This is a genomic window from Amycolatopsis sp. VC5-11 (assembly GCF_037034185.1).
Lineage (GTDB): Bacteria > Actinomycetota > Actinomycetes > Mycobacteriales > Pseudonocardiaceae > Amycolatopsis > Amycolatopsis nivea.
On record NZ_JBAGKF010000016.1, the window covers coordinates 140,920 to 158,529 of the forward strand.

The 17,610-nt window shown below is 67.9% G+C and carries 21 protein-coding genes; 11 read left to right on the forward strand and 10 right to left on the reverse strand.

The window, feature by feature from the left end:
• Positions 1 to 17 precede the first annotated feature (17 nt).
• From WA670_RS34890 to WA670_RS34905, 4 genes are all read right to left on the reverse strand, one after another.
• Complete coding sequence (locus tag WA670_RS34890; protein ID WP_336160485.1) at positions 18 to 404, reverse strand: hypothetical protein; 387 nt, start codon at positions 402 to 404, stop codon at positions 18 to 20.
• On the reverse strand, positions 394 to 1,044 hold the full coding sequence (locus tag WA670_RS34895; RefSeq protein WP_037816166.1) for a DUF433 domain-containing protein: 651 nt from the start codon (positions 1,042 to 1,044) through the stop codon (positions 394 to 396). The genes WA670_RS34890 and WA670_RS34895 overlap by 11 nt, the downstream gene beginning before the upstream one ends.
• Positions 1,045 to 1,146: 102 nt before the next feature.
• Positions 1,147 to 1,728 carry an HhH-GPD-type base excision DNA repair protein gene (locus WA670_RS34900; RefSeq protein ID WP_275291715.1) on the reverse strand — a complete coding sequence of 194 codons (582 nt, stop codon included), beginning with the start codon at positions 1,726 to 1,728 and terminating at the stop codon, positions 1,147 to 1,149.
• 27 nt (positions 1,729 to 1,755) lie between these two features.
• Complete coding sequence (locus tag WA670_RS34905) at positions 1,756 to 2,517, reverse strand: AraC family transcriptional regulator (RefSeq protein ID WP_336160489.1); 762 nt, start codon at positions 2,515 to 2,517, stop codon at positions 1,756 to 1,758.
• Between the two features lie 50 nt (positions 2,518 to 2,567).
• Here WA670_RS34905 and WA670_RS34910 point away from each other — a divergent pair, with 50 nt between their 5' ends.
• Both WA670_RS34910 and WA670_RS34915 read left to right on the forward strand, forming a co-directional pair.
• Positions 2,568 to 2,981 carry a DUF2000 domain-containing protein gene (locus WA670_RS34910; RefSeq protein WP_336160490.1) on the forward strand — a complete coding sequence of 138 codons (414 nt, stop codon included), beginning with the start codon at positions 2,568 to 2,570 and terminating at the stop codon, positions 2,979 to 2,981.
• Between the two features lie 68 nt (positions 2,982 to 3,049).
• Positions 3,050 to 3,559: a hypothetical protein gene (locus tag WA670_RS34915; RefSeq protein WP_336160491.1), complete on the forward strand. Its 510-nt coding sequence runs from the start codon at positions 3,050 to 3,052 to the stop codon at positions 3,557 to 3,559.
• Here the strand turns inward: WA670_RS34915 and WA670_RS34920 are convergent.
• Genes WA670_RS34920 through WA670_RS34930 form a run of 3 tightly spaced genes read right to left on the reverse strand, consistent with a single transcriptional unit; the run spans position 3,556 to position 5,076 of the window.
• Positions 3,556 to 4,155: a class I SAM-dependent methyltransferase gene (locus tag WA670_RS34920; protein WP_336160493.1), complete on the reverse strand. Its 600-nt coding sequence runs from the start codon at positions 4,153 to 4,155 to the stop codon at positions 3,556 to 3,558. The two genes, WA670_RS34915 and WA670_RS34920, sit on opposite strands and share 4 nt — an antisense overlap.
• Positions 4,156 to 4,184: 29 nt before the next feature.
• On the reverse strand, positions 4,185 to 4,550 hold the full coding sequence (locus tag WA670_RS34925; protein WP_037816161.1) for a DUF2203 domain-containing protein: 366 nt from the start codon (positions 4,548 to 4,550) through the stop codon (positions 4,185 to 4,187).
• A gap of 37 nt (positions 4,551 to 4,587) precedes the next feature.
• Entirely contained in the window at positions 4,588 to 5,076 is a 489-nt protein-coding gene (locus tag WA670_RS34930) for a hypothetical protein (protein WP_051729162.1), read from the reverse strand.
• A gap of 216 nt (positions 5,077 to 5,292) precedes the next feature.
• On the opposite strand from WA670_RS34930, the gene WA670_RS34935 reads away from it, so the two are divergent.
• Together WA670_RS34935 and WA670_RS34940 are read left to right on the forward strand one after the other, a co-directional pair.
• Entirely contained in the window at positions 5,293 to 6,516 is a 1,224-nt protein-coding gene (locus WA670_RS34935) for an NADP-dependent isocitrate dehydrogenase (protein WP_037816160.1), read from the forward strand.
• A 193-nt stretch (positions 6,517 to 6,709) separates the two neighbouring features.
• A complete protein-coding gene (locus WA670_RS34940) occupies positions 6,710 to 7,021 on the forward strand; it encodes a hypothetical protein (RefSeq protein ID WP_106961406.1) in 312 nt (103 codons plus the stop codon).
• Positions 7,022 to 7,385: 364 nt separating this feature from the next.
• Here the strand turns inward: WA670_RS34940 and WA670_RS34945 are convergent, their stop codons facing one another.
• On the reverse strand, positions 7,386 to 8,117 hold the full coding sequence (locus WA670_RS34945; protein WP_336160497.1) for an MBL fold metallo-hydrolase: 732 nt from the start codon (positions 8,115 to 8,117) through the stop codon (positions 7,386 to 7,388).
• A gap of 64 nt (positions 8,118 to 8,181) precedes the next feature.
• Between WA670_RS34945 and WA670_RS34950 the strand changes: the two genes are divergently transcribed.
• From WA670_RS34950 to yhjD, 5 genes are all read left to right on the forward strand, one after another.
• On the forward strand, positions 8,182 to 8,997 hold the full coding sequence (locus WA670_RS34950) for an exodeoxyribonuclease III (RefSeq protein ID WP_037816421.1): 816 nt from the start codon (positions 8,182 to 8,184) through the stop codon (positions 8,995 to 8,997).
• A gap of 411 nt (positions 8,998 to 9,408) precedes the next feature.
• Positions 9,409 to 9,786 carry a hypothetical protein gene (locus WA670_RS34955; protein ID WP_336160498.1) on the forward strand — a complete coding sequence of 126 codons (378 nt, stop codon included), beginning with the start codon at positions 9,409 to 9,411 and terminating at the stop codon, positions 9,784 to 9,786.
• A 292-nt stretch (positions 9,787 to 10,078) separates the two neighbouring features.
• Positions 10,079 to 11,098: a tryptophan--tRNA ligase gene (gene trpS, locus WA670_RS34960; RefSeq protein ID WP_037816158.1), complete on the forward strand. Its 1,020-nt coding sequence runs from the start codon at positions 10,079 to 10,081 to the stop codon at positions 11,096 to 11,098.
• Positions 11,099 to 11,141: 43 nt separating this feature from the next.
• Entirely contained in the window at positions 11,142 to 12,398 is a 1,257-nt protein-coding gene (locus WA670_RS34965) for a hypothetical protein (protein WP_336160501.1), read from the forward strand.
• A gap of 54 nt (positions 12,399 to 12,452) precedes the next feature.
• On the forward strand, positions 12,453 to 13,466 hold the full coding sequence (gene yhjD, locus WA670_RS34970) for an inner membrane protein YhjD (protein WP_134667577.1): 1,014 nt from the start codon (positions 12,453 to 12,455) through the stop codon (positions 13,464 to 13,466).
• Positions 13,467 to 13,521: 55 nt separating this feature from the next.
• Here yhjD and WA670_RS34975 read toward each other — a convergent pair whose 3' ends face one another.
• Complete coding sequence (locus tag WA670_RS34975; protein WP_134731414.1) at positions 13,522 to 14,754, reverse strand: D-alanyl-D-alanine carboxypeptidase family protein; 1,233 nt, start codon at positions 14,752 to 14,754, stop codon at positions 13,522 to 13,524.
• A gap of 42 nt (positions 14,755 to 14,796) precedes the next feature.
• On the opposite strand from WA670_RS34975, the gene WA670_RS34980 reads away from it, so the two are divergent.
• Together WA670_RS34980 and WA670_RS34985 are read left to right on the forward strand one after the other, a co-directional pair.
• Complete coding sequence (locus tag WA670_RS34980) at positions 14,797 to 15,042, forward strand: SCO4848 family membrane protein (protein ID WP_037816154.1); 246 nt, start codon at positions 14,797 to 14,799, stop codon at positions 15,040 to 15,042.
• Positions 15,043 to 15,120: 78 nt separating this feature from the next.
• Positions 15,121 to 16,503, forward strand: coding sequence for a S8 family peptidase (locus WA670_RS34985; protein WP_336160504.1), 1,383 nt, complete (start codon positions 15,121 to 15,123; stop codon positions 16,501 to 16,503).
• Between the two features lie 86 nt (positions 16,504 to 16,589).
• Here WA670_RS34985 and WA670_RS34990 read toward each other — a convergent pair whose 3' ends face one another.
• Complete coding sequence (locus tag WA670_RS34990) at positions 16,590 to 17,558, reverse strand: hypothetical protein (protein ID WP_336160505.1); 969 nt, start codon at positions 17,556 to 17,558, stop codon at positions 16,590 to 16,592.
• Positions 17,559 to 17,610: the final 52 nt, after the last annotated feature.

A 17,610-nucleotide genomic window follows, 5' to 3' on the forward strand; every position in this document is an offset into this window, starting at 1 on the left:
TCAGACGGCCTGACGAGTCATGGCCAGGTTGCACGCAGGCTGTGCGCACCGACTGCGTATGCGCGCGGGCCGCCACGTGCTACGGCCCGGTGGATCGCTTGCCGATGCTGCTCGAATCGAGCCACCATGTCGTCGACCCTGAGGCGTTGGTTGTCGAGATAGAAAAGAACCCCGCCGTACGTCTCCAGCGGTGCGCGTTCCGTGTCACGACCTTTGATCCGGCCGTCTTTGCACAATGGCGACCATCCCCGGGCCAGGCCGTAGTCCAGCCAGTCCTCGTTGGCGACGTGTTGGGCATCGTCCGGGAAGTGCGCGGCTGCTCGGTGCACGATCCAGCCGAGGTCGGTCAGCTCTTCGGCCAGCCTTCGTCCTAGCCCTCGATCGAGGAAAAACTCAGGCGGCACGGCCTACTCTGCAGATCGCTTCGACCTGTTCCGAAGTGAGACCGTATTCGTAAGCGACGTCGGTGAAGGATTCGCCGGCCAGCCAAAGATCGACGACGGCGTCGACCGGTACCTTCGTCGACTCGACAACGGGCGTGCCCCATCCGAACCGTGGGTCGATCACCACCGGTGCCACATCGGGGTACTGCCGGAGGCGCAGGCTTCCGGCGAAACCGTCCGCAGCGTCCCATTCAATGAAATGCAGGTAATCGTTGATGATCTCGCGGAACGGTCGCTGACCATCTCCGACGCGCGCGAGGTCCCCGTCCGCGTAGTGGAGGAAGATGTCCACTCCGTCGGTTGCGATCTGCTTCGTCGCCAGTGCATACGGCGTGTGAAACGACCGACGAACCTCAGCAGCGGCGTCACGGATCTTTCGTTTGGTCAGTCCGAGATCGCGCAGCGCTCGAAGCACGTAGGCCTCGATCACGGCGACAAACGGAACTGACGGCCTGCCATGTCGTTCCGGTTCGACTCGGTGCACCAGCGGCGTACCGTCTGCCTTCTCGCCGAGCCAGTAGTACATGGTGGACTGAGGAATCTGCAGGTGCCGAGCCACTTCTTTGGGAGTCAGCAGCGGATCGGCGAACTTGTCGACCACGGCCCCTCCTTCATGATGTGGATTCGTCCTCGACACAGCCCACTGTATCGGTTCGCCCAGTTGCCGGGCGGCTCAAGATCCGCGTGTTCGCGCGAGGCTGAGTCAGTTCGCCTTGGCGGCGGCCTTCGCGGCCTTCTTGAACGCGCGTACCTCGCCGAGCGTCTTGGCGTCCGTCACGTCCGCGATGGACCGGCGGGAGCCGCGGTCGCCGTATGCGCCTGCGGCTTCGCGCCAGCCCTTCGGGGCGACGCCGCGCTGTTTGCCCAGCAGCGCCAGGAATATCTTCGCCTTCTGCTCGCCGAAACCGGGCAGTGCCTTGAGTCGCTTCAGCACCTCTTCGCCGTCCGGCTTGGGGCGGCCGTCCAGCCAGATGCTTTCGGTGCGGCCGTCGTAGTTTTCGATGATGTGCAGCGCCAGCGCGTGCACCCGGCGCGCCATCGAGCCGCCGTAGCGGTGGATCGCGGGCGGGACGACGCACATCTCGACGAATGCCTCGACGTCGGTGGCGGCGATCTTCTGCAGCGAGAAGCCGTCCATCCGGTCGGCGATCTTCCGCGGGCCCGCGAAGGCGTGCTCCATCGGGTACTGCTGGTCCAGCAGCATCCCGGTGAGCAGGGCGAACGGGTCGTCGTTGAGCAGCTTGTCGGCCGCCGGGTCGCCGGTCAGGTGCAGTTCGCGCAGCATGGGGCCATCTTCGCACAAACCGCCCGGTCAGCCGCGTGCGAAGCGGGCCGGGGTGGTGCCGAGGTAGCGGCGGAAGTGCCGGGTCAGGTGGGCTTGGTCGGTGAACCCGGCGGTCGTGGCGACGGCGGCGGGCGGGGTGCCGTCGAGCAGGAGGCGGCGGGCGTGGTCGACGCGGCGGCCGGTGACGTACCGGTGCGGCGGCAGCCCGAAACGGCGGCCGAAGGCGCGGACCAGGTGGACGGGGTGCGCGCCCAATGCCTCGGAGGCGTCGGCCAGCGTCAGGGAATCGGGCAGGCGTTCGTCCAGGAGGTCGCGCAGGTCGTCGGCCAGGCTGCGGTCGGGCGGCGTCACCGTCAAGCGGCCGAGGTGGGTGCGCAGCCGCTCGGCGACCAGGGCTAGGCGGCTTTCGGCTTCCAGCGGTTCGGCGAGTGACTGGTGCAGCTGGTGAATCCTGGTGCGCAGCAACGGATCCGGCAGGCTCGGCTGGTCGACGGCGGCCCCGATCAGGTCGTCGCCGAGGACGTCGGCGTCGAGGTAGAGCACGCGTTTGCGGAAGCCGTGGCTGGTCGCGGCGCGCCCGTCGTGCGCGACGTTCGGCGGCAGCAGGGTGACGGCCGTGCCGAGTGCGCCGTGGTGGTGCCGGTCGAGGTCGTAGCTGATCGCGCCGTCGTCGACGATCAGCAGCGTCCAGGTGTCGTGCGTGTGCGCGGGGTAGGCGTGGTCGGTGAACCGGGCGTGGAACGCCTCGGCGATCCCAGGCACCGGAGGGCACCAAGCCGACACCGTCATGTTCAAAACGTACAAGACCCGCACGCGGCGCCGGGCCGACGCTGTCCCGCATGAACCGATTCGACACGAAGATCGCCGTGCTGCTGCGGGACGACCTGGCCTCGTGGCAACGGCTGAACGTCACGGCGTTCCTGGTGAGCGGCGTGGCCCACACGACGCCCGAACTGATCGGCGAGCCCTACCTCGACGCCGACGACACCGAGTACCTGCCGATGTTCCGCCAGCCGGTACTCGTGTTCGCCGGCACCGCGGAGACGCTCGCGCTGGCGCACAGCCGCGCGCTCTCGCGGGGTCTGCGGTTCTCGATCTTCACCGACGAGCTGTTCCAGACCGGCAATGACGTCGACAATCGCGCGGCGGTGCGGGCGGTGCCGACGGAGAAGCTGGCGTTGGCGGGGATGGCCGTGCACGGGCCGAAGAACACGGTGGACAAGATCCTCAAGGGTGCTCAGCTGCACGGCTGAATGGGGGATTTTTCGCCGCAGCGCAGGGAATCCTGCCAAGATCGGCAGCGACCCAGGGGAGGGGAATCATGCGAAGAATCTTGGCGCTCGTCGCTGCGACGGGTATCGCGTTCGGGACGGCATCGGCCGCGCACGCGGATCCGGCGGCCGGGTTCGGCTACACCTCGGACGAAGGCGCTTACGCGTTTGAAGGCAGTGCTTCCTGGACCGTCGACGAGGTCACGGCCTGGGAGCACGACGGCGCGGTGAAAGTGGACGCCGAGACGCCCGACGGCTGGGACTGGGCCCGGCTGGAGCTGAGCGCGCCTGCCGGACAGCAGCTGCACGAGGGGGCTTACTCGAACGCCGCTGTCCGGCCGCAGAATTCGCCGCAGCTCGCGACTCCTAGCTTCATCGCGTTCCGCGGGACCCAGGCGGGCGGCACGCGCGCTTGCGCACTTCCGGACGCGACCGCCGACTTCACTGTCTCCCGCCTAACCCGTGCGGCCGACGGTGCCGTCACGGACCTCGACGTCACCTTCGTCCTACACTGCACCCCCGCCGCGGCTACCCGCGGCGAGGCGCACTTCCACCGTTAAGCCTCCGCGAACACCGCGAAAACCTGCCGTACCCGGTCGCCCTGATCGAGCGTCACGTGCTGTGCCTTCGCCGAGCTGAACCCGGCGTCGGTGGCCAGCGCGGCGGCTTCCTCGAGGGTGCCCGGGACGCGCAGGTCGCGCGGGAACACGTCGGCGAATTTGCCGGTCGGCTTGAAGCGTTCCGCCGACACCACGCTGAACGCCAGCTTCCCGCCCGGACGCAGCACTCGCCGCCAGTCGGTCAAGGCGCGCGCGCCCAGGAAATGCAGCGCCGACGCGCAGACGACCGCGTCCGCCTCGCCGTCTCCGATCGGCAGCGGGACCGCGGAGCCGACCTGCCAGGTGATCCGGCCGTCCGGGTCGCGGTCGGCGGCCTTGGTGCGGGCGATCTCGATCATCGCGGGGGAGAGGTCGATCGCGAATACCGCGGCCGGTTCGAGGCGCAGTGCCGCGAAGGCTGCCGCGCCGGTGCCCGCGGCGACGTCGACCAGCAGGTCGGGCTTGGGGGCCAGGCCGCCGATCAGCTGCTCGGCCACATACGGGTGGAAGGTGTCCTCGTCGTATCCCGCCGCGTCGGCGTCGAAAAGTGTGCTCACCTAGCCACCGTAGTGCGGTTGACCAGTGATTATCCGGGCAATCGGCGACGGCCGGCGAAACCGAGGTCGGCCCGGTGGTACCAGGACAGTTCGCGGTCGCCTTCGAGCCAGCACAACAGGACGTCGTCGCCGTCGAGCGAAGCCGGGAAGTCCACCAGCAGCGGGGCGAACCCCTTCAGTTCCGCCCCGGTCGCCTGGATCGCGGTCATCAGGTCGTCCAGCCTCGCCTGCGCGGCCTTCCACTCCGGCAGGCCGCCGAGGCTGGTGTCCCGCCCGCCCGGGCGCAGCGACGCGGCGAGTTCGGCGGCGTCGGCGCGGACCCGGATCAGCTCGGCGAGCACGGGAAGCAACCGGGCGAGCTCGGTGCGGGCCTCGGCTACGGTGAACAATCCCATCTGCAAATAGTCTCACCGGGCCCGCGCCGGTCCGCCGCTACCTGCGCCGACGCGCCAGCCGGACCGCCAGACCCGTGCCGACCAGCAGGAACCCGGTGCCGAGCAGCGCGCCCGACGACATCCACCCGGCCACGCCCACGGTCATTTGTCCGCGCGGCAGCAGGTCGAGCAGATCGAACGCCGAGCGCGGCGCCACCAGCGTGATCACCCCCGGAACCAGGCACCACACCAGCCCGCCCGCGATCGGTCCGGTTCCCGACCACGCGCCGAGCACGGCGACCCCGAACAGGAGCACCGCGCCCGCCACCGCCAACGTGATGCCGAGGGCGTCCCCGTGTTCGGCGAACGAAGCCGCGATCTGCCGCTGGTGCAGGTAGCTGCCGTAGGCCAGCAGCCCGAGCGCGACCGGGGTGAGGACGAGCCCGCACAGCCCGCTGAGCACGCGCGCCACCGCCCGGCTGCCCGCCGGCGCGGCGACCGGGCCGCCCGCGGGGGGATAAACGGAGTACGGCTCGGGGTATGACATGGCGGGACCTCCCAGTGCGGTGCTTGCCGCGATGGGACGGGCGGCCCGCTCGGCTGGTTCCGCAGTCGTGCCCGGTCGGCAGGCCGGGTCAAGGGTGGTAGAGACTTGATTCCGACCACTTCTGGAACCATCCAGCTCTGTTAAGCAGTACGCTTGTACCGCTATCGGAGAGCGAAGAAGCGAACGCGAAGATCCGCGGAAGGAGCACCGCTGCTCATGGCCAAGATCAAGGTCCAGGGCACCGTTGTCGAACTCGACGGCGACGAGATGACCCGCATTATTTGGCAGTTCATCAAGGACAAGCTGATCCACCCGTACCTGGACGTCAACCTGGACTACTACGACCTGGGCATCGAGGAGCGGGACCGCACCGACGACCAGATCACGGTCGACGCCGCCAACGCCATCAAGCAGCACGGCGTCGGCGTCAAGTGCGCCACGATCACGCCCGACGAGGCGCGCGTGGAGGAGTTCGGCCTCAAGAAGATGTGGGTGTCCCCGAACGGGACCATCCGCAACATCCTCGGCGGCGTGATCTTCCGCGAGCCGATCGTCATGCGCAACGTGCCCCGGCTGGTACCCGGCTGGACCAAGCCGATCATCATCGGCCGCCACGCGCACGGCGACCAGTACAAGGCCACCAACTTCAAGGTCCCCGGCCCGGGCACCCTGACGATGACCTACACCCCCGAAGACGGCTCCGAGCCGATGGAGTTCCAGGTCGCGAACTTCCCCGAGGGCGGCGGCGTCGCGATGGGGATGTACAACTACCGCAAGTCGATCGAGGACTTCGCGCGCGCGTCGCTGCAGTACGGCCTCGACCGCGAGTACCCGGTCTACCTCTCGACCAAGAACACCATCCTCAAGGCCTACGACGGCATGTTCAAGGACGTGTTCCAGGAGATCTTCGAGACCGAGTTCAAGTCGGACTTCGACGCCAAGGGCATCACCTACGAGCACCGGCTGATCGACGACATGGTCGCCGCGTCGCTCAAGTGGGAGGGCGGCTACGTCTGGGCGTGCAAGAACTACGACGGCGACGTCCAGTCCGACACCGTCGCGCAGGGCTTCGGTTCGCTCGGCCTGATGACCTCGGTGCTGCGCACGCCGGACGGCAAGACCGTCGAGGCCGAGGCCGCGCACGGCACGGTCACCCGGCACTACCGCCAGCACCAGCAGGGCAAGCCGACCTCCACGAACCCGATCGCCTCGATCTACGCGTGGACCCGCGGCCTCGAGCACCGCGGCAAGCTGGACGGCAACTCGGAGCTCATCGGCTTCGCGAACAAGCTGGAGCAGGTCGTCGTCGACACCGTCGAGGGCGGCAAGATGACCAAGGACCTCGCGTTGCTGGTCGGCAAGGACCAGGAATGGCAGACGACCGAGGACTTCCTCGCGACGCTGGACGAGAACCTGGCCAAGAAGATCGCGCAGGGCTGATCTTTCTTTAGCCGTTTTTGCGAGAAGGGCACCTCGGAGGAGTCTTCCGAGGTGCCCTTCACCTTTTTGTCACTCTTCGTGATGTGTCGGTGACAGGATTGGCACCTCCGGGTGGAATGGGGTCGCGAACCTGTCCGGGCCGGGTCGGACTGCCTACTCTGGACGAGGGGTTTTTCGCGACTGAGGAGCGGCCGTGATTCTGGGTTTGCCCAAGAAGACACTGATTATTATCGGAGTCGTCGCCGCGGTCGTGGTCATCTACGCGTTCGGCCAGAAAGGCCAGGCCGACGCGCAGGGATCCCCGACCGGCTGCAAGGTCTCGGTGACCGCCGACGTGCTCAACGCGCGGGAAACCGCCGCGGGCAACGGGAAGGTCGTCGGGAAGTACTTGCGCGGCGCGGAATTCGACGCGCAACCCGTGGTGCAGAACGGGTTCCGGAAGGTCGCCGACGGCAAGTGGGTCGCGGACAGCTTCGTGACGCCGGTGTCCGGGGCCAAGTGCTGAGTCTGGTTGGTACTGGTGCCTGGCTGAGGTGCTGAGCCGGTGGTGCGCTGACGCTGTCGTGCGCGGAGTCTGTTGCGGCGCTTAGGTTCGCGTGGTTGCTGGGTTTGCTGCGACGCGTGGTTCGGCCGGGGCCGAGCGGCTGCTGAGCTTGGTGCGGGTCCGGGCCGATGGTTGTCCGCTGATTCGTCCCATGTGGTGGGACGGCTTCGGTTGTCCACGCGGGAATGCGCCGGTCGGTTGAACCGGTGCGTCCGGACGGCTCTGTTCGCGATTGCCGGATGCGGCTGCTCTTTTGTGCCGCGCGGTGCCGGGGTGAAAGCGTTCAGGGTGAACGGTGATCGCGTTTGTTGTGCGGAACGCGCGATTATGCGTGATTCAGCATGAGTCCTTCTTCCGCGGCGAGTACTTCCCCGGCGAACTCGGCGCGGGCTTCGGCTACCGAAACCGCGCGGTCGGAACCGGGCCAGAAATGCGTGAGCAACAGCGTGCGGACATTCGCCGCGGCGGCGAGTCGGCCTGCTTCCGCGGCGGTCATCAGGTACCGGGGACCGTCCGGCGGCGCGCCTTGCAGGGTCGCTTCGCAGATGAGGACGTCGGCGTCGCGGGCCAGGTCGGTCAGGTGCGGAGCGGGACCGGTGTCGCCCGTGTAGGCGAGGGTGTAGCCGGGTGCGGTGAGCCGGACGCCGTAGTTCGGCACGTGGTGCGGCAGGAGCGCGGTGGTGAGCCGGAACGGGCCGAGGTCGGTGTCGGGGCCGAGGTCGTGGAGGTCGAAGTTCTCGTCGGGGGCCGGGTTGGGCTCCATCGCGGCGAGCCGGCGCACGCTGCCGGGAGTGCAGTGCAGCGGGAGCTTGCGGTCGGTCGTGCAGTGGCGGGCCCGGCCGAGTGCGCTGACGTCCGCGAGGTGATCGGGGTGCTCGTGCGTGACGACGATCGCGTCGAGCCGGTCGGCGGCGACGTGCTGGAAGAGTCGCGGGGCGGCTCCGTAGCCGAGGTCGAGTGCGACGTGGAAGTCCTCGTGGGACAGCAGGAATCCGGCGCAGGCGCGGCCGGGTTCGGGCCAGGCGCCGCAGCTGCCGAGGACGGTCAAGCGAGGCATGGCGGTCATTCTGGACCTCGCCGTACCCGCCGCGCGCGGAAAATTGTCGGACCCGGCGGGTAGCGTGCGCGGGGTGCTGATCGTCTCCACTGTCAACGTCAATGGTCTCCGGGCTGCCGTCAAGAAGGGCTTCGTCGAGTGGCTGGCCGCCACCGAGGCGGATGTCGTCGCGTGTCAGGAAGTGCGGGCTGAGGCCGCGCAGCTGCCCGCGTCCGTCGTCGCGCCGGAGGGGTGGTTCGCCGCGCACGCGCCCTCGGTCGCGAAGGGACGCAACGGCGTCTCGCTCTACAGCCGCGTCGAGCCGGACGAGGTGCGGACCGGGTTCGGCGAGCCCGAGTTCGAGGACAGCGGGCGGTACCTGGAAATGCACCTGCCCGGCGTGATCGTCGCGAGCCTGTACCTGCCGAGCGGCGACGTCGGCACCGAGCGGCAGGACGAGAAGGAACGCTTCATGGCCGCGTTCCTGCCGTACCTGGTCGAGCTGCGCGCGAAGGCGGCCGCGGAGGGCCGGGAGGTCGTCGTGGTCGGCGACTGGAACATCGCCTACGACACCGTCGACCTCAAGAACTGGCGCGGCAACCAGAAGAACTCCGGGTTCCTGCCGGAGGAGCGCGAGTGGATGGGGCGCGTCTACGAAGCGGGCTATGCCGACGTGCAGCGTCGGCTCGACCCCGAGGGCCCTGGCCCGTACACGTGGTGGTCCTACCGGGGCAAGGCGTTCGACAACGACTCGGGCTGGCGCATCGACTGCCAGCTGGCGACGCCCGGCCTGGCGGAGAAGGTGACGTCGGTGGTGGTCGAACGGGCAGAGTCCTACGACCAGCGCTGGTCGGACCACGCGCCGGTCACCGCGACGTACGACGTGCCGTTCCCGGGCTGAGCCTGGTTGTCCTGCTGGTGACTAGTGGGTGAAGCCTGCTGAGGGTAGTTCGGGTTTGTTCTGCAGGGTGATTCTGTCCGGTTTGCCGGGGGTCGAGGACACTGTGCGTGGTTCCGCGCACGGCGCACGGCGCTGACCACCGACGACACCGAGACCGCAGGGGCGGCCTCGGTTACTCCCCGAGTGGGCGCTAGCCTCGGCTCCCGAGTTGATCAGATCCGACAGGTCTTGACACGCTCGGTAGTTTTCTGACCAGTAGCACGTCGAGAACTCATCCTTACGGGTGAGGCGCTCGTTCAGAACAGTCACCTCGCGGGAGGCACTCCGGTGCGCAACCCAGGCCGGTTCGTGACACGGTCCACGCTGGCTCTTGGCCGTCCAGCGCTTCGCTCGTCCGTCACCCCATCGGGGGTGTCCGGGACGGGGTCGGCCGAGCGGACTCCGGTTCGCCGGGCTGTCCGTGGCAGCCGTTCCCTGGTCGTCGCGGGCGGGCGAGTCCTGGCAGTGCTGGCGACGGTGCTGATCGCGGCTGTCGGGACGGGTGCGACGGCGTTCGCGGACGACAGTGTCGTCCGGGCGGAGACGACGTCGGCCGGGTTCGGGATGCTCGGGCCGGTCGGCCTGGTCGCGGTGGGTTTCGGTGTCATCGGGATGGCGCTGGGCGTCGTCCGGCAGCGCCGCAAGGCCCGCGCGAAGGCACTCGATGCGGTCGCTGCCGCGGGGGCTCTGGACGAGGAGACCCGGCCGCTGGAACCGGCTCCCGCCGCGCTCAACCTGCGGCAGTCCTAGTCAGCTGGCCGGTTCTCCGGCAGCAGGATCTTTCCCGGCCGAGCGGCGAACTTCGCCATGCTTTCCACGCCGCCGGTTGAGTCACTTGCGGCCCCGGTCGTCTTCGCCGCTCTCCCCACACCGCGGTATCGGCGACCTGAGCTGCACATCCACCCCTTAAATCGCTCCGGCAACGCCCTCCCGGAAGCGGATACCCGCGCGGAGGGCGGCGAAACGTCCCGTCTGCCCGTCCGTCCCGCGAACCGCCGGGCCCGCGGCAGGGGCTTCTTCGCAGCCTGAAAGAATCCCGGGCGTGTCCGACGAACAGAACGGGCGCCTGCGGGTGCTTTCCGGGATCCAGCCGACAGCCGACTCCTTCCACCTCGGCAACTACCTGGGCGCCCTGCGCCAGTGGGTGCGGCTGCAGGACACCCACGAGACCTTCTACTGCGTCGTCGATCTGCACGCGATCACCGTCGAGCAGGATCCCAAGGTGCTGCTCGAGCGGACGCGGCGTTCGGCCGCGCAGTTGCTCGCCATCGGGGTCGACCCGGAGCGCAGCGCGTTGTTCGTGCAGAGCCACGTGCCCGAGCACGCTCAGCTGAGCTGGGTGCTCGAATGCCAGACCGGCTTCGGCGAGGCCGGGCGGATGACCCAGTTCAAGGACAAGGCCGCCAAGCAGGGCAGCGACCACGCGAGCGTCGGCCTGTTCACCTACCCGGTGCTGATGGCCGCGGACATCCTGCTCTACCAGACGAACGCGGTGCCGGTCGGCGAGGACCAGCGGCAGCATCTTGAGCTGACCCGCAACCTCGCGCAGCGGTTCAACAGCCGGTTCGGCAAGACGTTCGTCATGCCGGAGCCGTTCATCGTCAAGGACACCGCGAAGATCTACGACCTGCAGGAACCGACCTCGAAGATGAGCAAGTCGGCGGCGACCGGCAACGGGCTGATCGAGCTGCTCGAGGACCCGAAGCGCTCGGCGAAGAAGATCCGTTCCGCGGTCACCGACACCGGTCGCGAGGTTCGCTTCGACCGCGAGGAGAAGGCAGGCGTCTCCAACCTGCTCACGATCTACTCCGCGCTGACCGACCGGACCGTCGCCGACCTCGAAACCGCCTACGAGGGCAAGGGTTACGGCGATCTCAAGAAGGACCTCGCCGAGGTGCTGGTCGACTGGGTCACGCCGCTGCAGGAGAGCGTTCAGTCCTATTTGGACGATGTCGCCGAGCTGGACCGGATCCTCGCCGCGGGCGCGCACCGGGCCCGCGAGGTCGCGTCGGCCACGCTGGCGTCGGTCTACGAGCGGATCGGGTTCCTGCCCGCGAGCTGAGCGGGGAGTACACAAAAAAATATCCTGTGGGGGGATAAATACAGTGAAGTGGAAAACCGGGCTGTGGCCGATCGGTGTCGCGACGTTGATGCTGGTCACGTCATGCAGCGGATTCTCCGGATCGGACCGCGAGAACGCGAAGGACCCGAACGCCGACGGCCAGACCGTGCAGCGGCCGGGTTATGCGAACTCGCAGTACCCGGACCCCGCTCCGATCAAGGAAAAGGCGAACCCGCAAGCGGTGCAGATCGGCGGCAAGCCGGTGATCCAGGCGTGCAACCTGCTGACGATTGCCGACCTCGTCGCGCTCGGGATCAAGGTCGAATCGCGGCCGGACCCGAACGGGGCCGTCTTCGAGCGCCGCTACCTGGTCGGCGACGGTTCGGGACCGCTGCGGTCGTCTGAAAACACCTACGCCAAGGCGCTGACCTCGGGCGTGAACCACTGTGTGTACAGCCTGCAGGACGACCAGGGCAATCAGACGTACGAGGAGCTGGCGGTCGCGGTATCCCAGCCGGCGTACGTGCCGACCGTGAACACCAAGCCCTACCTCGACGACGCGGACCCCAGCCTGACCGTCGGCCCGGTGAAGATCTTCTCGAAGCGCCGCACGACGGACAGCCCGTCGGACGCTGCCGGCGACGCCGTGCTCGTCCTGGGGGACACCCTGGTCGACTTCGACTTCCAGCTGAAGGCGGACAAGAACGCGGGCAAGCTGCAGGACCTCGGCAAGAAGCTCGCCGAGAACTTCGCCAAGCAGGTGAGCGCGCCGGCCGGGGCGAACGTCATCGGTTACGACAGCTCGGCGTTCCCGAAATCGGTCGCGCAGCCCTGCCCGATGCTCACGCCCGACGCCGTGACCCCGGCAATCGGCACCGAGGCTTCGCCGATGGTCGCCGAAACCCCCGCCACCGCGGTCGGCGACATGTTCATGACCAACAGCACCCAGCACAACTACGTGCAGATCGACTGCGAACGCGGCACCGGCCAGGACAACGGTATCGACCGGCGCGCGCTGCACCTGACCGCGATCAGTTTCCTCAGCGAAGACGCGGCGAAGAGCTACCTCGGGTCCGCGCCGAAGGACGGCCAGTCCACGCCCGCCCAGGTCGGGGACGAGGGGCAGGTGCGCAGCAAGGGCCAGACCAACGGCGAGGTGCTGTTCCGCAAGGGCCGCTTCGTGTTCAAGCTCTACCTCGCCGACCACAACGCCGCCCCGAACGGCATCAGCGGCGCGGACGCGACCCGGCTGCTGGTTCCCGCCGCCCAGAAGATGATCTCCGCCTTCCACGAGCAGTAACCGCGCGGGCACGCTCGCGTTGCGGGGCCCGGTTGCCGTGGTTAGCGTTTTCCGGTGGCGAAAGAGACCGGTGACAAGGAAAAGCTGCTGCCCCGGCTGCGGCGGAAGTACCCGTGGCTGGATCACCTGATCCGCGCCAACGATTCCTTCAACGAAAACTACGGCAACCATTACGCGGCGGCGATCACCTACTTCAGCGTGCTGTCGGTGTTCCCGATCTTCATGGTGGCGTTCGCGGTCGTCGGCATGGTGCTCGGGCACAACACCGCGGTGATCGACCAGATCACGCACGGGATCGACAGTTCGGTCCCCGAAGGCCTGCGCGGCCTGGTCAAACAGATCACCGACACCGCGCTGAGTTCCGGCAGCGGGATCGGGATCTTCGGGTTGCTGCTGGCGCTCTACTCCGGCGTCGGCTGGATGGCCAACCTCCGCGACGCCCTCACCGCGCAGTGGGGGCAGGAGAAGAAGACGGAACCGTTCGTCACCAAGACGATCAAGGACCTGCTGTCGCTGATCGGGCTCGGGCTGGCGCTGGTCGTGTCGTTCGCGATCACCGCGGCGGGCAGTGGCTTCGGCGAACTGCTGCTGGAACTGGTCGGGCTGGAAGGCCAGGGGTGGGCGAAGTTCCTGCTCCAAGCCGCGACGATCGTGCTCAGCCTGATCGCCAACGCGCTGGTTTTCCTGTGGGTGATCGCCCGGCTGCCCCGGGAGCACGTCGCGCTGCGGAGCGCGGTCAAGGGCGCGATCTTCGCCTCTGTCGGGTTCGTGATTCTGCAGCAGGTCGCGACTGTGTACCTGGCTAGCGTCACGAAGTCGCCGTCGTTCGCGTTGTTCGGGCCGGTGATCGGGTTGCTGGTGTTCGCGAACCTGGTGTCGCGGTTCCTGCTGCTGGTGACGGCCTGGACGGCGACCGCGCGGGAGAACCAGCGACGCGTGGTGCAGCCGCCCGCTCCGGTGCTGCTGGAGCCCCGGGTGACGGTGCAGCACGGGCTGGGGCTCGGTTCCGTGGCCGGTGCGTTCAGTGCCGGTGCGCTGCTGGCGTGGCTAGGCAGGCGGAAGGGCTGATCCGAAAAAAGGGCCTCCTTGAGCGAATCAAGGAGGCCCTTTTTTCATCGGCTCGCTATGCGCGGGCGTTGCGCTTCCGCTGGTAGCTGATGACGAACCCGGCGATGATGATCAGGAGCACCACCACCGTCAGCACCCAGCCGGTCGTTCCGAACGGGTCCGGTTTCTCCGCCGCCGCGGTCGTCGCGCCCGCGGGGGTGACTTCCTTGTCCGACATCGGGGCGGCCGAGTCGGTGCTCAGCGGCCGGTAGGCGATCTGGCCGACCGGCTGTGCGCCGTTCTTCTCCAGCGCGAAGCCGTAGTCGAGCAGTTTCGCCGCCTGGTCGACCACCTTCGTCGGACGCTGTTCGGCCCGCATCATCACGATCGCGAGGCGGTGGCCGTCGCGTTCCGCGCCGCCGACGTACGTGTGCCGCGCGTCGTCCGTGAAGCCCGTTTTCCCGCCGAGGAAACCGGGGTACACGCCGAGCAGCTTGTTGTCGTTGAACACCGGGATCGGCGGCTTCCCGTCGATCGCCGGGATCGTGTACGCCTTCGTCGCGACCGCCTTGGCGAACTCCGGCTGCTTCATCGCGTAGTGGAAGACCAGGCTCAGGTCGTACGCCGAGGTCGACATGCCCGGTCCGTCGAGGCCGGACGGGGTCGCCGCGCGAGTGTCCGTCGCCCCGATGCGGGCGGCGAGCGCGTTCATCTTGGCGACCGCCGCGTCCACGCCGCCCAGCGCCGTCGCGAAGGCGTGCGCCACGTCGTTGCCCGAGTGCATCAGCAGGCCGTGCAGCAGCTGGTCGACCGTGTAGTGCCCGCCCGCGGTGATGCCGACGCAGGTGCACTCCTGCTCGGCGTCCTCCTTCGTCGGGACGATGACCTGGTCCGGCTTCAGCTCGGTGACCACCACCAGCGCCAGCAGCGTCTTGATCAGCGACGCCGGCCGCTCCCGCGCGTGCGGGTCCTTCGCCGCGACGACCGCGCCGGTGTCGAGGTCCTGGAGGACCCACGACGCCGAGGTGTCGCCAGGAGGCAGCGCGGGCGCGCCAGGCGGGAGGACCGGGCCGCAGCCGCCAAGGAGGTCGCCGCCGACCGGCTGGGCGGGCACCGGAAGCGGCGGCGGGACGGGCTGTCCCGGCTTCGGCTTCTCCGAGGTGTCTACCGGCGCCGGCGGCGCGGCGTGCTCGGTGCATTGCTCCGCCAGCGCCGGTGCGGCGAGGGCGACGGGCGCGGCGACGGCTACGAGGGCTGCGGCGAGTGTCGCGGCGAATGCTCGCAGCGACCGGGCGAAAGCGGGGTGCACCCACGCAATCTAGCGCCGATGGTCCGGCGGCATACTCGAGACATGCGCATTTCACGAGGTACAGCGATGGCCTTGTTCGCTTTCGGCATCTGGTCCTGGATCATTTGGATCACGTTCGCCAAGAATCTGTGGGCCAGCAACCAGTCGTGGGCGCCCGACGGTTCGCCCACCGGGTACTTCATCGTGCACGCGGTGCTGACCGTGGTTTCGTTCGTGCTCGGCACCGCGATCGGGGTGCTCGGCTGGCGCGGCATCCGGGCGACGTCCCGGGATCGCGCCAACACCTGATCCGGCGAAGCGTCCTTTGGTCGGTGGCGGGGCGCGTCCGGGCTGGCTTAGTTTCGGGCGACCGACCATGGAGGCTAAATGTCCCGTTTACGTCGATTGCTCGTCCCGGTCGCGGTAGCCGGCGTCGCCGCCGGTGCGGTGGCTGTGCCAGCGTCCGCCGCGCCCGCGCCGTCGTGTGACACCACCAGCACCCAGTACAGCTACGTCGTGCTGTACCAACCGGGCGAGAAGCAGCGTTCGGTCGACGCGGAGCTGACCGCCAAATGCGGCAAACGGATCGCGTACTACCCGGAAATCGGCGTCGCGGTCGCCAGCTCGCGCAACGCGGACTTCGCCGACCGGATCGGGGTGAAGCGGGCGTATTCGGGTGGCAAGGACGTCGCCGCGAAGGCCGCCGCCCGCGCCGGACTGCGTTCGGCGGTCGGGATGCTGGAGCAGACGGAGAGCGTCGCCGCCGGTAGCGATTTGTCGACTCAGCAGTGGGACATGCGGGCCATCCACGCTCCCGAAGCGAACAAGATCAACCCCGGTTCGCGGTCGGTCACCGTCGGCGTGCTGGATTCCGGCATCGACGCCAAACACCCGGCGCTCGCGAACGCGGTGGACGCGAAGTCCTCGACCGGCTGTGTCACCGGCGCGCCGGACGCTTCCGCGTGGACCCCGACGAACTCCGACCACGGCACGCACGTCGCAGGCACCATCGCGGGCAAGGACGCGTCGCGCGGCTTCACCGGCATCGCGCCGGGCGTGCGGCTGGCGTCCGTGAAGGTCGTGAACGACGACGGCTACATCTTCCCGGAGGCAGCGGTCTGCGGCTTTGTCTGGGCCGCACAGCACGGTTTCCAGGTGACGAACAACAGCTACTACATCGACCCCGGGATGTTCTACTGCCGCAACGAAGCAGGCGACGCTGCCGCGTACGAGGCCGTACGGCGTGCCGTGACCTACTCGACGCAGCGCGGAACTCTCAATGTCGCTGCGGCGGGTAACTCGGGCTTCGATGTCACGAAGCAGACTGTTGACCCGAACCGTCCGCACAAGATTGATTCTTCGTGCGGCATCCTGCCCAAGGCGATCGACGGTGTGGTGACCGTGTCCGCGGTTGGTTACGCGGGGACGAAGGCTTACTACTCCAACTACGGCTCAGTGACGGTGACTGCGCCGGGCGGCGATTCGGGACAGGCTCCGCCTTCGGGGCAGGGCGCGGGGTGCCCGCTGTCGACGATTTTCAACGGCGCTTACGGGACCAAGTGCGGTACGTCGATGGCTTCGCCGCATGCGGCTGGGGTTGCGGCGCTTTTGGCTTCTACGCACCGGAACGCGCCGCCTCGGGCGTTGGCGGCTTTGCTTACGGCGGAGGCGGATCCGGTGGCTTGTGATGTGTCGGCGTGTGAGGGTCCGAAGCAGAACAACTCGTACTACGGGCGCGGTTTGGTGAACGCGCTGGACGCGGTTCACTGATGCACGTTCTAGGTCCGTGAAGGGCTCCTTGAGGGAATTAGATTCCCTCAAGGAGCCCTTCACGGACATTCAAGGCTCTGCGCGCGTCACGGCGGTTCGCCGAGGACGACTGGCGGGCGAGGGCGAGTAAGTGCGGCGGCATAGGCGGCGCGCAGCTCGTCCAGGACGGTCTTCGGTTCAATGCGAAGCCTGGACGGCAATGTTTGGACGACTGCGACTCCCAGCGAGGCGTAGCGAGTGTTCCGGCGCAACGTTCGTGCGTAGTCGGCTGAGCGGAAGTGAAAATCCAAAGAATCGATTTCCCAGGCCAGTCCTACGTCATCCCACCAGAAGTCCGGGCGGCCCGCGTAGTTTCCGGCGTGGTCGTACAGCACTTCATTCTGGTGGGTCGGCGGGTGCGGGAGAACCTTTGCCAGCTTCTGGGCTTCAGCTTCGGCGACCGACCTGGCATTTGCCCATTCGGCGAGGAGCCGACGCGGAAGAGCCGTACCGCGTTTGGTTCCGCGGTCCAGTTCTTCCGCGAGTGCTTGCGGGGTGCATCCGCCTCGTTGGACCGCTTCGATCAGGGCGTGCCCGATGACGTTGACGGACTGAGTCCGCCGGACGAAGTCCGTCGTTGCCCTGACCAATGGAGCAAGCGGGATACCCGCCCGCAGCCACGGCCGGGGCAGGCGTTTGGTGCGTTCGACAGTGACGAAATCGGAGCTGCTCCTCTTGAGATGGTGAGGGATCAGAACGTGGATCCTTTGCTCGCTCGTGGCGGGAACGGCCAGGCGCAGCCCGTATCTGCGGCATGCTTCTTCGCCGGTGAGGATCGCGGTACTGCCGGCGTAAAGCAGAGCGGCGTGCACGAGTTGGTCAGGCGTCGGATCGTTGTTGTGCAGGAGGATGATCCCTGGCAAAAGTCGTCGCCAGGGCCCTCCGGGCAGGCACCTTCGATAGATGACCTTGCTGTGCATGTCCAGTGATTCCAGCGTCATCGCGCGGATCACTTGATGGGTGCTGTACTCGGCGAGCGCATCGGGTCCCTTCGCCCAGCGGCCTTGTCTCTGCATCTCACGAATGCTGCCGCACTCGGCGAGGTCGGAAGGCTGTCGAACTCTGATC